This window comes from Shewanella sp. 10N.286.51.B8 (assembly GCF_041469325.1).
In the GTDB taxonomy this organism is placed as follows: Bacteria; Pseudomonadota; Gammaproteobacteria; order Enterobacterales; family Shewanellaceae; genus Shewanella.
Window position 1 is genome coordinate 1 of sequence record NZ_JBFRKG010000009.1, and the last position, 13,330, is coordinate 13,330.

A 13,330-nucleotide genomic window follows, 5' to 3' on the forward strand; every position below is an offset into this window, starting at 1 on the left:
GCAGCTAACTGTCAGCGCTGGTTGTGCGCTTAATACACCATTTCTTAATTTCAAATAAAAGCATTTCCCACTTGATAGATATCAAGCTTTTCTGCTGGATTGAATTTAGTTTATGAGTTAATTTTGGCGATTAATGATGAAATATTCAGTCCTTTGACAGGGATCGTCCATCAGTAAATGAATGTAGGTGTTGGCAACTCAAAACGAAAGGCGATATGTTATAACTTCAAAATAATGGGTGGCTTTTTAATTAATTAGATTTTAGCAACTCACTTGCGTGTTGTTGACTGGCTTGGCTGGCGTTTAGAAATAAAGAAACGGCCTTGCAGTGAACAAGGCCGTGAAGTTAAATCAGAGAAATGTGTGTTAGCTGATGATTAGTAGTAGGCAAAAAAGTTAATCCACAAGGCATTTACGATATCGATAAAGAAACCACAGACCAGCGGTAAAATAATAAAGGCCCGATGGGCGGCGCCGTGTTGTTGGGTTACAGCCGTCATGTTCACGATGGCTGTTGCCGTGGAGCCTAATGTCACCCCCCCAAAGCCGGCACAAATCACCGCAGCTTCGTAATCTTTACCCATGGCTCGAAACACCACAAAAATCGTGTAAAGCACCGACATCAGTACTTGTAGACCAATGATCACGAGGATGTAGAAGAAGCTGCCTTCTAGCTCCCATACCTTTAAGCCCATTAAGGCCATGGTTAAGAACATGCCTAAACAAATATCTTGAATTAATGTCAGGCCTTTTTCACCATCACGTACATTATTTAATAATTTAGTACTGTTCTTTCGTAATACGTAAATCTTTAAGCTGTTCCCAATAAGGATACCGGCTAACAAGCAGGCCACAAACATGGGTAATTTTAAACCTAGATCGGTTAAGGCTGCATTGATGAAATGCCCCCCGATAAGGGATAAATTTAAGAATAACCAAGCCCTTAAAACACCAAAGTAATCAACTTGTAGCCCTTTGTCACCGTCTTTGTGAGTGGTACCTATATCCAGTTCGCTATCATGGTTACCGGTTAGTTTATGGCGTTTCATTAAATAAGCAGCAATGGGACCGCCAACCGAACACGCTGCAATTAAGCCTAAGGTATTGGACGCAAGTCCTAGCTCTAAGGCATTGGCAATACCCAAATCGTTAACAAAGGTTGGGCCCCACGCCATTGCGGTGCCAACTCCCCCAGTGAGTGAAATTGAGCCAGACATTAAACCCGCCTTGGGGTCAAAGCCAAATAGCGTGGCAACACTGATGCCTAACAGGTTTTGCAAAAAAATGTATAAACCGGCAAGCAGCAATAGTACTAATAAAGGTTTCCCCCCCTTGATAAGGGTGGCAAAGTCGGCTTTTAGGCCAATCCCCGCAAAAAAGTAGAGCAATAGTATATCGGCCACGTCTAGTTCAAATTGAACTTGGATATTAAAGGCGTAATACAAAATACCGACGATACTGGCGCAGAAAAAGCCGCCAACGACTGGCTCTGGAATACTATACTTTTGCAATAAAGCACTTTTGGAAATGATGAATTTCCCCATAAATAAAGCAGTGATAGCCAAAGTAAAAGCCAGAAAGGCTTGCACTGGGACCAGTTGCTTAGCTGCTTCATGAATTACATTTGGTTCCATTGGAGAGTTTATCCTTGTCAAAAAAAGGTCGATTGTACTCAATTTTACTGAGTTAGCCCAATCGGGTTACTGTATTCTAGATTGTCTGGCTAAAAGGGCAAAGGAGTAACAGTGACGAGTTATGCATATTCCTCTGCATACACTGAGCTTTACACTTGTATGGTTGATAATGCATTGCGGGCTTATTTTGTGATTGTGTTAACAATAACATGGCCATATATGGACGCTCCCGGTGAGTCAAGACAATTGTCTGCCTACCGAAGGCTTTTGACCTTGGTTTTCTTCTAAACTATTCACACTTGCTGTTGTTATTGATGTCACTCATGTACCGCTTAAAGTGGTTGTACTGCCATATATACGGGCTTAACAGTGTAGCTGTGCCCCTAATGAATTCCGTACCACTGCGCCGTTTAATTGTGAAACACCCATTCGGATTAAGTTCATCCTTGGCCTTTTCTGGCTTACATTGGTTGGACTGAGCCATTACTTCATCGTTTACAACAACCCTGGTGAGTTATTAATGTGCTATCTTGCCACTCATATCACCCACTCGGGTTAAATACCCTTGGCCAGACCGAGCTGTGCAAGATAGCGACAACGGTTTTAACATGCAACATGATAGGCACCATACTGAGGCTGATACGGGGTTTTGTTTTTGCGGTAATATCCACATCAACCTTGCTAAGCGATGGGCTGTAGCCACCACAGTACAACACATGGTTTTTCGAGTCCTAAGCTGGTTTATCCACATGCTTAAGTCATCTTGTTTTTTGCTTGCGTGGCTAACGACGGTTCTTGCGCCGTGTATCAGTTGCTTACGCAGATAGCCGTCACCTCGCTTGGTTATTCCTGAATGGACGCTTTTAGTACCTGAAGCAAATTGTTTTGGGGTTAACCCCAACCAGACAGCCAGTTCTTTTGGGCTATTAAAGGCTTGACCTGAGCCGATTGAAGCCGCAAAAGCGGAAGCGATAATAGGTCCTACAGCTGGAATGCTGAGTAAAATACTGCCATTAGGATCTTGCATGGCAAGTTGTTCTATCAGTGAGTTAATTTGTTTCAGACGTTTGGTCAATACTTGATACTCGTCCCAGAAATCATTCGCCATCAGCTTAATTAACGGGCGTTGATGGTCATCATTCATAATGTCCCACATTGCCAGCTCAAACGCGCTATAGCCTTGAGGGAAGCAGATGCCAAAATCAACTAATACGCCACGAATTTGATTTGTACAGGCGGTTCTTTGTCGAACTAAGCGTTCTCTGACTCGATGAAGCATTAATACTTCCAGTTGCTCTTCTGTTTTTACAGGGACAAAGCGAATATGGGGTCTCAAACTGGCTTCAAAAATAGCCATGACATCATTTTTGTCGTTTTTATTGCCACGGACAAAAGGAGTCACATGCTGTGGGGGTATGAGTTTGACGTGATGCCCCATACTGTTGAATTTTCTTCCCCAGTAATGTGCAGAATAACAAGCTTCAAATATCACATCACAAGGCGGTTGAAGCTGCATGAACTCGACAAGTTGAATACGGTTAAGTCGTTTATTAAAAAGCTGTTTAGCGTGTACATCCATGCCGATAACGTTGAAGACATTTTTTGCCAAATCGATAGCAATAGTGGTAACTTTCATAGTGGACGCTCCTTATGTAACTGAATGGTTCAACATCAGTTTGGCGCATTGACGCCGGAATAGGGAGCGTCCATCTCATCGCCCATTTTAATTGGCTATTGTATTTTACGCTGAGGTAGGTGCAGTAATTCTCGGTGGAATTAGGAGAAGATGACAAAATAAAAAGGTATTAATGCCACTGCATTAATACCTTTTTGTTGCTTTAACCCTAACGCTTGTCAGCGTTGGCACTGAAGCCTATTAAAGCTTAACCATCAATTTGCCTTTGTTGGCACCAGAGAAGAATAAGTTCAATCCGTCAATTGATGACTCTAAGCCATTAAGTACGTGGGCGCGGTGTTTGATTTTACCTTGCAGTACATAAGGGGTGAGCTTAGCCAATAAGCTTGGCACTTCACCAAAGTGATCTGGCATTGTGAAGCCTTGAATCGTGAGGCGTCTTTTTAAAATGTTCATCCAGCTAGGGCCAGGTGCTGGTGTTTGGCTGCTGTAGTCAGCAATTAAACCACAAACCATGACACGGCCATGTGGGTTCATTTTATCGATAATTAGGCTTTGGATTGGGCCTGCGGTATTTTCAAAGAATAAGTCGATGCCATTTGGGGCACATTGTGCAAGTTTGGCTTCAAGATCATCGGTTTTGTAGTTAATGGCTGAATCAAAACCAAGTTCATTGACAATCCAATCTGCTTTTTCATCACTACCAACTACCCCAATAACCGTTAGGCCATCTGCTTTAGCAAGTTGACCAACAATTGAGCCAACAGACCCCGCAGCGCCGGTAACAATAATGGTTTCGCCAGCTTTGGGCTTACCGACATTAAATAGGCCTTGAGTGGCGGTTAATCCCGGTAGCGCAAATACAGACAGTATTGCTTCGTCTGGTAATGGCGCATCAACTTTGTTTAAGCCTTGACCATTACTGTGAAAATATTCTTGCCAGCCCATCATGCCCATCACGCGATCGCCAACTTTAAAATCGGGGTGATGGCTTTCAACGACTTCACCGACACCGCTACTGCGCATTACTTCACCTAAGTTCACTGGCGGAATATAGCTGTCAGTATCAGGTTGCATCCAACCAAACATGGCAGGGTCTAATGACATATGATTTTGTTTTACTAAAATCTCGCCTGGGTTCACGGTTGGCATTGGCTTTTGTACTACTTCAAAAATATCAGCGGTGATTGGGCCACCTTGTGGACGCTTTACTAAGTTGATGGCGGTAAATGTGCTCATTGTTGTTCCTTGTCTTTATTTTTATCAATTTTGCTATTGTATGCATTATTGCTTTTCTTTTTGATAAGATATAGTAGCTAAAAAGCGATACTTTATTGCTTTAAAAACAATAATGAGGCTTTGATGGATCAATTACGGGCGCTTAAATATTTTGTGAAAGTGGTGGAGTTAGGCAGCTTTACCCAAGCGGCTAAGGCTTTTTCTGTACCGGCATCATCATTATCAAGACGGGTTGCAGATCTTGAAAACTCCCTTGGGGCGACGTTATTAAAGCGTTCAACCCGCGCCGTCAGTTTGACTGAGATTGGCCGAGAATATTATCAGCAAGTATCAAGCTTGCTAAATCAGCTTGAACAAAGCAATGAGGCGGTGAGAAGTTATCAAACTGAACCTATGGGGAAATTACGCATTAGTGCCATGGTTGGCTTTGGCCGTGAACAGCTGCTGCCATTGATGGATGAGTTCTCAAGGTTATATCCCAAAGTGATTTTAGATATTGAGCTCAGCGATGAACTGTCGTCTGTTGGACGTGATGATGTGGATATTGCCATTCGTGGTGGTTATGCCCCTAATGATCGCGTAGTGGCGATAAGGTTAATGGACAACCAGTTTGTACCAGCAGCGACCCAGCAGTATCTAGCGGACTATGGCGTACCTTTACACCCAAATGAGCTTAAACAACATAAAGGCTTATATTATCGCTCGCCAAAAGGCCGCGTGCCGTGGCTAAGTAAAATTAATGGCCAGTGGCATGATGTATCAGCCCCTGTTGAGGCGATCAGTAATGCTGGTGAGTGGTTAATCGATAAAGCGCTGCAACATCAAGGCATAGTGATGATGCCGCGCTGGGTGCTAGCACCATTTTTTGAATCTAATCAGCTGACTGAATTACAGTTTGAGCCGCCATTATCAGCCAGTCAAAGTGATGATTTCGGGGTATATCTTATTTATCAAAAGCAGCGCTATCATGTCCCTAAGGTCAAAGCGGCGGTAGATTTTTTAGTGGCTAGGATTAAACACGCTAAATAACTTAGTTTATGTAATATTCAAAGCAGCTAGCATGTTTAAATATTGGCTGTTATGACAGTGTCTACATCAAGAGTATCATTAGTAATGATTGCAACACCAACAATAGTAACCACAAGGCTGACGCTCCGCGCTTTTCAAGCCGATGATTTAGCAGCATTTGTAGCTTATCGAGCCGATCCTGTGATTGCGCAATATCAAAGCTGGGATGATTATCAGCTCGAAGATGCCAAGGCGCTGTTTACCAGTATGGATTATGGTTTGTTTGGTGTTGCTGGTAACTGGTTTCAGCTAGCTATTGTCGATAAAAGCCAACAGCTAGTAGGCGATGTAGCAGTGCATTTTGTCGACGATATGCAGATGGAGCTTGGTTTTACCATAGCGAGAGAGTATCAGCAGCAAGGTTTTGCTACTGAAGCACTAGCAGCAGTGATTGATTATTTGTTTGTCAGCTTAAACAAACATCGCATAACGGCGATAACTGATGCCGAGAACCTAGCATCAATAGCGTTACTAGAAAGGCTGGGATTTCGAAAAGAGGCCCATTACTTAAAGAATATATTTTTTAAAAGGAAGTGGAGCGATGAGTGCGGCTTTGCACTGTTGCAACAGGAGTATTTTCAGCAGTCTTAATAACGGTATTTATCACAATCGTTATTGTTGTCGCTATCGGTAGAGTGTGGTCGATAACTCAAATCTAAACCTGAGCTTTAAAAGCAAAAAGTCAGCACAAAGCTGACTTTTTTATTGGTAATTCGATTTTACTCACTAGGGCGAACAGTTGTGTGATTAGTTTCTTTTTTTCCATTTAAATAAAATCGAGTACTTCCATAAGCTCTTAATCACAAAGAAACCGATAAAGGCAAATATTGCACCGAGTATAATGCAACCCAGTAAAAATGGCGGCCCTACGGTACTGATAGAGCTTTCAACCCATTGCCAGCTGGCTTCAAAATTGAAATGAGCAGTGTTATGGCCAAGAATTTTTGCTCCTAAAATATAGGCAGCATAAAACATAAATGGCATGGTAAACGGGTTTGTTATCCAAACTAATGCCACTGCCAATGGGATATTGACGTTAAAAAATATCGCCATGCCTGCAGCAATAACCATTTGAAAAGGAAATGGTAACCAAGCGACAAATAAGCCCACCGCAAAGGACCCCGGAGCCGATTTTCGGTTGAGGGTCCATAAATTTGGTTTATCCAGCAAACCACCAAAAATACGTAAATATTTATTGTTACGTAAAGTCTCAGGCTTCGGCATAAATTTTTGTAATAATTTTTTTGGCATATATGCGATTACTGTCTTTAATTAACCGATGATAAATCGATTTGTTTATGGATTTTGCGCTAGCGTCCTATTTAGCAATTTATTGCCAAGTTTATTTCCAATATCGCTAGCGGTTTTAATGTTTGTTATTGGGGTACTCACGTTAAAGATGTGGCCATTCATCAGTGGCTGCCTTTTAGGTGTCTTTTGGGTTTCCATTTGTTTTTATTCATTATTTTCACATCAAGAAGCTGAACATCCAGTCAGAAAACAATTTAAGGCACAGATAGTATCACTAGTTAGCAAAAACAGCGACTGGATAAGCTTTAATGTTGTTTTACTATCAGCGCAACATTCGCTTTACAAGCGATACTATAGACTTAATTGGCAACAAGCGCCTGAGGTAAAAGTTGGGCAGGTATGGGCGTTTGACGCCAGAATGAAGCCCATTACCAGCCCGATTAACCAAGGTGGTTTTAATCAACAAAAATATTTATTAAGCCAACACATTGTCGCAAAAGGCAGTGTTAAACAGTCACAGCTTATCGATTATAAATTGTCTTTAAGGCAAAGAGTAATTAGTGATTTCAAACCGAAATTACAACATTTAAGCCATTATCCCATCATTAATGCGTTGTTGTTTGGCGATAAAACTGACATTTCTACCGAGCAATGGCAGGCGTTAAGATCAACGGGCACAGGTCATTTAGTTGCGATTTCAGGGTTACATTTATCTGTAGTGTTTGGTCTTAGCTGGAGTTTATTTAGGCTGTTATTGTTAAATTTCATGGCAACATCCTCTCGGCGTAATCTCATCTTGGCGGTATTAATGGCAGCAATGGTTGCTGCTGGTTATGGTTATTTAGCTGGGATGGCTATATCCACTCAGCGGGCATTGATGATGCTGTTAATGATTGTGTTGCTAACCGTATTTAGACAACACGCCTCGACTTGGCAGCGCTTGATATGGGCGTTATTTGCGGTGTTGGTATTTGACCCTTTTGCCAGTTTAAGTGCTGGTTTTTGGCTTAGCTTTAGCGCATTGGCAATAATTTTATTTACCATCGACTATCTTGGGGTTAAATCCACAACGGAGTTAAATCCCCCGCAATTGAACACAGCTGTCGAGTTAACGGATGTTCAAATTCAGCAAGATGATAGCTTAAGGGCTCGAGGATTGCGGCGTTTGAGTCAGCTTAAGTCAAATTTGATGGGTTTTCTAATTAATTTTTGGGCGATTCAGTGGCGCTTATTTATCGGCCTCGGGCTAATACAAGCGCTGTTATTTGGTAGTATTTCAATCCACAGTATTTGGATTAACTTTTTGATGGTGCCATGGTTTAGTGTCATTGTTATTCCGCTGTGTATGTTGGCTTTATTGCTAAATAGTGTCTTTATGCTGTTACCTGCACCTGAGTTTATAAGTGATGCAATAGTTAGCACATTATTGTGGCTTACTGATCATAGCCTTGCCCCTTTTTACTACCTGTTAAGCCTAAGTGGGCAGTTACCCTTGGCTCAATTTCACCTTTCAGATGCGCTGACAGTCAGTTTACTATTACTTGCCTTAGGACTGTTTCTATTTAAGTGGGCTAGCGACATCCATTGGCGAGTATGCTTTGGATTAATGGCGCTGCCTTTTATGTTTCAGGTATATGGCTTTATCAAAGATAATACTCAAACCCTATCGACTAAGCTGTTGTGGCAAATGCATGTATTAGATGTGGGTCAGGGCATGGCGGTGTTATTACAACAAGGTCATAAAGGCATACTTTATGACACTGGCGCGGCTTATGGTGACAATTTTAGTTACGCCCAAAGAGTGGTGATACCCACATTAATGGCTAAAGGTGTGACTGAGCTAGATTATTTAATCATAAGTCATGACGATAATGATCATGCTGGTGGGGTGAATGAACTACTTAAGCATTTCAATAAGCTAACTATTATCAGTAATATCGATAAGTACCAGCAAACTGATATAACCAATACAGTGCAGTTTGATGCGCAACTAGCCGATAAAACTCAAAAGCAATGCGATGATAGGAGGTTTAATTGGTTTAATTTAGCCATTACTTTAACCAGTAACATGGCAGCAAAAAGTGATAATAACCAGTCTTGTGTTGTGCATATTGATGATGGCAATAACCGTGTTTTACTGGCCGGTGATATTGAGAAACAAACTGAACAGCGGCTGATACAAAGCGGCTCTTTACTGGATGCTGATATCCTACTTGTGCCACATCATGGCAGTCGTACTTCATCGTCTGCAGAGTTTATTGCGGCCGTTAATCCCAGCGAGGCAATTTTTACTGCGGGTTTTGCTAATCAGTATGGTTTTCCTAAACATGACGTTGTTGAGCGCTATAAAACCCATGGTGTTACCACGCTTGTCAGTGGCGAAACAGGCCAGCTTAGTATAGATTTTAAACGTCAAAGTTATAAAATTCGACCGTATCGTACAGTTATTGAGCCATTTTGGTATAACAACTTGTTTAGATTTGGTGTCCAAGTTAAACCAGAGTAGAATACGCCTTTGTTAGCAATTCGAGTATTAATGTAATCAATGACAACAACTAATAACGAAATGTCGAGCGTCTTTAAGCGCCTTCTAACTTATCTTGTCCCAATGAAAGGGATGTTTCTGTTAGCTGTATTGGCATTATTGACCTACGGCTTGGTTGACGCTGCATTCATTTACTTCATCAAACCATTTATTGACGAAGGCTTTAGTCAAACTCCGTCAGTGGTCGCGGGCGTAGAAGTGCCGAGTCACGGCGGCTTTAATTCCAATAACAATATTATGATCATGGCACCGCTAGTGGTTATTGGAATGTTTACCCTACGTGGCTTAGCCAATTTCGTGTCGACTTATTGTGTGTCTTACATGAGCTCGAGATTAATCATGGATATGCGTCAGCAAGTGTTTGAGCATTATTTGCGTTTGCCTGTAAGCTATATCGATCGCGAAAATAGTGGTAACCTCATTTCTCGAGTGACCTTTGATACCGAACAAATTGCCCGTGCATCAGGCAGTGCGTTAATCTCTATTGTACGTGACTCTATTACCGTCATTGGTATGTTAGCTATCATGTTCATCTATTCTTGGAAACTTTCCATGTGCATCCTAGTCATTGGCCCATTAATGGGGATAGTGATTAGCGTTGTGAGTAAGCGTTTCAGAAAAGTCTCTAAACGCATCCAAGCAGCCATGGGCAATGTCACCGCAACCACTGAGCAAATGATTAAAGGTCATAAGAATGTGTTGGCGTTTGGTGGACAAAAGACTGAAGTCGAGCGCTTTCAAAAAGTTAATGAGGGTAACCGCAAGCAAAATATGAAACTTGCTGTAGCTCAAGCGGTTAGTCAACCGGTTATTATGATCATCGGTTCATTTGCGTTAGCGTTTGTATTGTACGCCGCCACATTCCCAAGCTTGAAAGCCGATTTAACCGCAGGCACATTTGCGGCCATTTTGGGCGCGATGATGGCAATGCTTCAGCCGATTAAAAACTTAACCCGTGTGAATGCTGAATTTCAACGTGGTATTGCCGCATGTACCACAGTTTTTGAGCTGCTAGATACAGCACCTGAAGCCGATACGGGTGAATTTGAAACTCAGCGCGTTAAAGGTAATTTAAAATTCAATAACGTTACCTTTAGTTATCCTGAGCAAGAAAAACCAGCCTTAACTCATGTTGATTTTGAAGTGAAGCAGGGTAAAACCATTGCCCTTGTTGGACGCAGTGGTTCGGGTAAATCAACCATTGCCAGCTTAATCACCCGTTTCTATACCGGCGTGTCAGAAGGGCAAATTACCTTAGACGACGTTGATATTTATGATTACAAATTAAAGTCATTACGTAATCAGGTGGCGTTAGTATCACAACAAGTTACTTTATTTAACGACACTATAGCTAATAACATTGCTTATGCTTATCCAGGTGAAGCCACTCGCGAACAAATTTTACAAGCTGCAACCCTAGCTCATGCGATGGAATTTATCGAAAATTTACCTGAGGGGTTAGATACTCAGGTGGGTGAGAATGGCGTATTGCTGTCGGGTGGCCAACGTCAACGTATTGCTATCGCTCGGGCGATGTTGCGTGACGCGCCAGTATTAATATTAGATGAAGCAACATCAGCCCTTGATACTGAATCAGAAAAAGCGATTCAGCAAGGTCTTGATAACTTGCGCCATAATCGTACCTCGATTGTGATTGCCCACCGTTTATCAACCATTGAAAGTGCTGATGAGATTTTAGTTATCGATCAAGGCCAAGTAGTTGAGCGTGGTACTCACAGCGACTTAGTGGCAAAAGAGGGCATGTACGCTAACTTATATCAAATGCAATTTGGTAGTTAAATGCAGGCATTAGTCAATAAAATTTGGTACCAAGGACACCGCGCTAAGTGGTTATTATTACCACTGAGTGCACTATTTGGGTTGATATCCAGTGTCAGGCGCTGGGCATTTAAACTTGGTTTTAAACAAGCGCAAGTATTGGATGTCCCTGTGGTGATTGTTGGCAATATTACCGCTGGTGGCAGTGGTAAAACCCCAACGGTTATTTACTTGATTAACTTATTACGTCAGCAAGGCTTCACCCCTGGGGTGATCAGTCGTGGTTATGGTGTCAATATTGATGGGGTAAAAACCGTCAAAGCAACCGATAACGCCGCAGATGTGGGTGATGAACCAGCAATGATTGTGGCTCGAACACAAGTTCCTATGGTGGTCGGGGCGAAACGCATTGACGCTGCAAAACAGTTACTGAGTGAAACCAATGTAGATGTGATTATTAGTGATGATGGCTTACAGCATTACGCGCTTGCACGTGATATTGAGATCAATATTGTTGATGGTCAGCGCCGTTATGGTAATCAATGTTTAATACCTGCAGGCCCGTTACGTGAAGGTTTATGGCGTTTAAATAGCATTGATTGGGTATTAAATAATGGCGGTGTAGTGCAAGGCAATGAAGTCGCGATGAGTTTAACGCCAGCAGCCCTTAAGCCTGTAAAACCCAATTCAACTCAGCACTGGCAACCACAAGCTGCTATTGCAATGGCAGGTATTGGTAACCCTCAACGTTTTTTTGACAGCTTATCATTGCAAGGGTTTAGCCTTGCTGAGACTAAAGCTTTTGAAGATCATCAAGCATTTGATGAAAATGAACTGAAACAGCTCTCAAAGCAGCATCCATTGATCATGACCGAGAAAGATGCGGTTAAATGTCGCGATTTTGCACAAGATAACTGGTGGTATTTGCCTGTAAATGCGAAGCTTAATACTGAATTTGATACCGCTTTTTTGAATAGACTTAACCAAGTCATAAAAGATAAACAAGGAAACCTCCATGGCGTTCGATAAAAAATTACTTGAGATTGTGGCTTGCCCTGTTTGTAAGGGTAAATTAGAATTCGATAAAGAAGCCGACCAATTGATTTGTAAAGCAGATAAATTAGCTTACCCAATTACTGAAGGTATTCCTGTATTACTTGAAAATAGAGCCGAGCCGATTGAGTCTTAAGCCCTATTTTTAAAGATAAACAATAAAAGATAAAAAGCGCCTGTTTAGGCGCTTTTTTTATATCTAGAGTATGATTATTATGATTTTAGAATTTAACGCTTACTAAGAGTGACTACTTTAGATCTTGATATAGAGTATCAATCCATTTTTCTTCGGTGATGAAATTCCAGCTCCAGCTTTTCCATTTGTCATTTATTCCTTTAGCTTGAATGTCTGCTAACGATTGACCCTCCTGGATATTTTTTTTCATCCAATTAATAGAATGATCCAACATATGCTTAAATTTCCTGAGGTCATCTTTATTAGCGAGAGCACCATGACCGGGGATGATTTGAGTATCGTTATCAATCAAGGTTAATATTTTAGCAACGTTATCGCGATAGCCAATCACAGAACCACCTCCCTTTAAATCAACATAAGGGAAGCGGTCCTTAAAGAACAGATCTCCCATATGGACAATATTGTCATCTTGCCAAAATACCACGCTATCGCCGTCGGTATGGCCAGGACCAAGATGCTGAATGACTAAGGTGTCGTTGTTAAAGTGAATAGAAATATCAGTAGAGTAAGTCACGACGGGCAGTGCTGATTTTGACAAGTCTTTATTTGCGCTGAGTCGAGTTAATACATTGTCATGGGCGAAGATAATCGCCTGTTCACCAAAGTGAGCATTCCCACCAGTATGATCCCCATGATAGTGGGTATTGATGACATACTTGGGGCTGCCGGGCTGGATTTTATTTAATGATTGGCTAATTTTGTTCGCCAGCGGCGCAAATTGATCATCGATTATCAATATGCCATCACTGCCGGCTGACACGCCAATATTACCGCCAGATCCCACAAACATATAAGCAGTGTCACTGAGTTGTGTTGAGCTAATTTGTACATCTTTGAAGCGGTCATCATCAGCCACAGCGCTAGATGTTATTAGTGATAATGCCAGTAAACTTGTTTTAATTTTATGCTTCATTTGTCGTCCTTTAATG

The 13,330-nt window shown here is 41.7% G+C and carries 10 protein-coding genes and 1 pseudogene; 6 read left to right on the plus strand and 5 right to left on the minus strand.

Going from position 1 to position 13,330, the window contains the following annotated elements; translation table 11 throughout:
- Window positions 1–377: 377 nt before the first annotated feature.
- From gltS to AB4160_RS04815, 3 genes and pseudogenes are all read right to left on the minus strand, one after another.
- The gene (gene gltS, locus AB4160_RS04805) at window positions 378–1,634 is read right to left on the minus strand and encodes a sodium/glutamate symporter (protein WP_303445825.1); all 1,257 of its coding nucleotides are present in this window, start codon (window positions 1,632–1,634) and stop codon (window positions 378–380) included.
- Between the two features lie 603 nt (window positions 1,635–2,237).
- Window positions 2,238–3,270 (minus strand): annotated as a pseudogene (locus AB4160_RS04810) (IS110 family transposase).
- A 240-nt stretch (window positions 3,271–3,510) separates the two neighbouring features.
- Entirely contained in the window at window positions 3,511–4,509 is a 999-nt protein-coding gene (locus AB4160_RS04815; RefSeq protein WP_076537421.1) for an NADP-dependent oxidoreductase, read from the minus strand.
- Window positions 4,510–4,632: 123 nt separating this feature from the next.
- Between AB4160_RS04815 and AB4160_RS04820 the strand changes: the two genes are divergently transcribed.
- Window positions 4,633–5,538, plus strand: a complete 906-nt coding sequence (locus AB4160_RS04820; protein WP_102438327.1) for a LysR family transcriptional regulator — start codon at window positions 4,633–4,635, stop codon at window positions 5,536–5,538.
- An 84-nt stretch (window positions 5,539–5,622) separates the two neighbouring features.
- Window positions 5,623–6,168: a GNAT family N-acetyltransferase gene (locus tag AB4160_RS04825; RefSeq protein WP_372003749.1), complete on the plus strand. Its 546-nt coding sequence runs from the start codon at window positions 5,623–5,625 to the stop codon at window positions 6,166–6,168.
- Between the two features lie 156 nt (window positions 6,169–6,324).
- Here AB4160_RS04825 and AB4160_RS04830 read toward each other — a convergent pair whose 3' ends face one another.
- Complete coding sequence (locus AB4160_RS04830; protein WP_102438323.1) at window positions 6,325–6,828, minus strand: DUF2062 domain-containing protein; 504 nt, start codon at window positions 6,826–6,828, stop codon at window positions 6,325–6,327.
- A gap of 28 nt (window positions 6,829–6,856) precedes the next feature.
- On the opposite strand from AB4160_RS04830, the gene AB4160_RS04835 reads away from it, so the two are divergent.
- From AB4160_RS04835 to AB4160_RS04850, 4 genes are read left to right on the plus strand one after another with little or no spacing between them, the layout of a single operon-like run.
- On the plus strand, window positions 6,857–9,334 hold the full coding sequence (locus AB4160_RS04835; RefSeq protein ID WP_372003751.1) for a DNA internalization-related competence protein ComEC/Rec2: 2,478 nt from the start codon (window positions 6,857–6,859) through the stop codon (window positions 9,332–9,334).
- Between the two features lie 39 nt (window positions 9,335–9,373).
- Window positions 9,374–11,173 carry a lipid A export permease/ATP-binding protein MsbA gene (gene msbA / locus AB4160_RS04840; protein WP_102519644.1) on the plus strand — a complete coding sequence of 600 codons (1,800 nt, stop codon included), beginning with the start codon at window positions 9,374–9,376 and terminating at the stop codon, window positions 11,171–11,173.
- Window positions 11,174–12,181, plus strand: coding sequence for a tetraacyldisaccharide 4'-kinase (gene lpxK / locus AB4160_RS04845; protein WP_102519645.1), 1,008 nt, complete (start codon window positions 11,174–11,176; stop codon window positions 12,179–12,181). It abuts the gene before it with no gap.
- A complete protein-coding gene (locus AB4160_RS04850) occupies window positions 12,168–12,341 on the plus strand; it encodes a Trm112 family protein (protein WP_076537432.1) in 174 nt (57 codons plus the stop codon). The genes lpxK and AB4160_RS04850 overlap by 14 nt, the downstream gene beginning before the upstream one ends.
- A 112-nt stretch (window positions 12,342–12,453) precedes the next feature.
- Here the strand turns inward: AB4160_RS04850 and AB4160_RS04855 are convergent, their stop codons facing one another.
- Window positions 12,454–13,314 (minus strand): MBL fold metallo-hydrolase, encoded by an 861-nt coding sequence (locus AB4160_RS04855; RefSeq protein ID WP_372003753.1) that lies wholly within the window; start codon window positions 13,312–13,314, stop codon window positions 12,454–12,456.
- Between the last annotated feature and the right edge of the window lie 16 nt (window positions 13,315–13,330).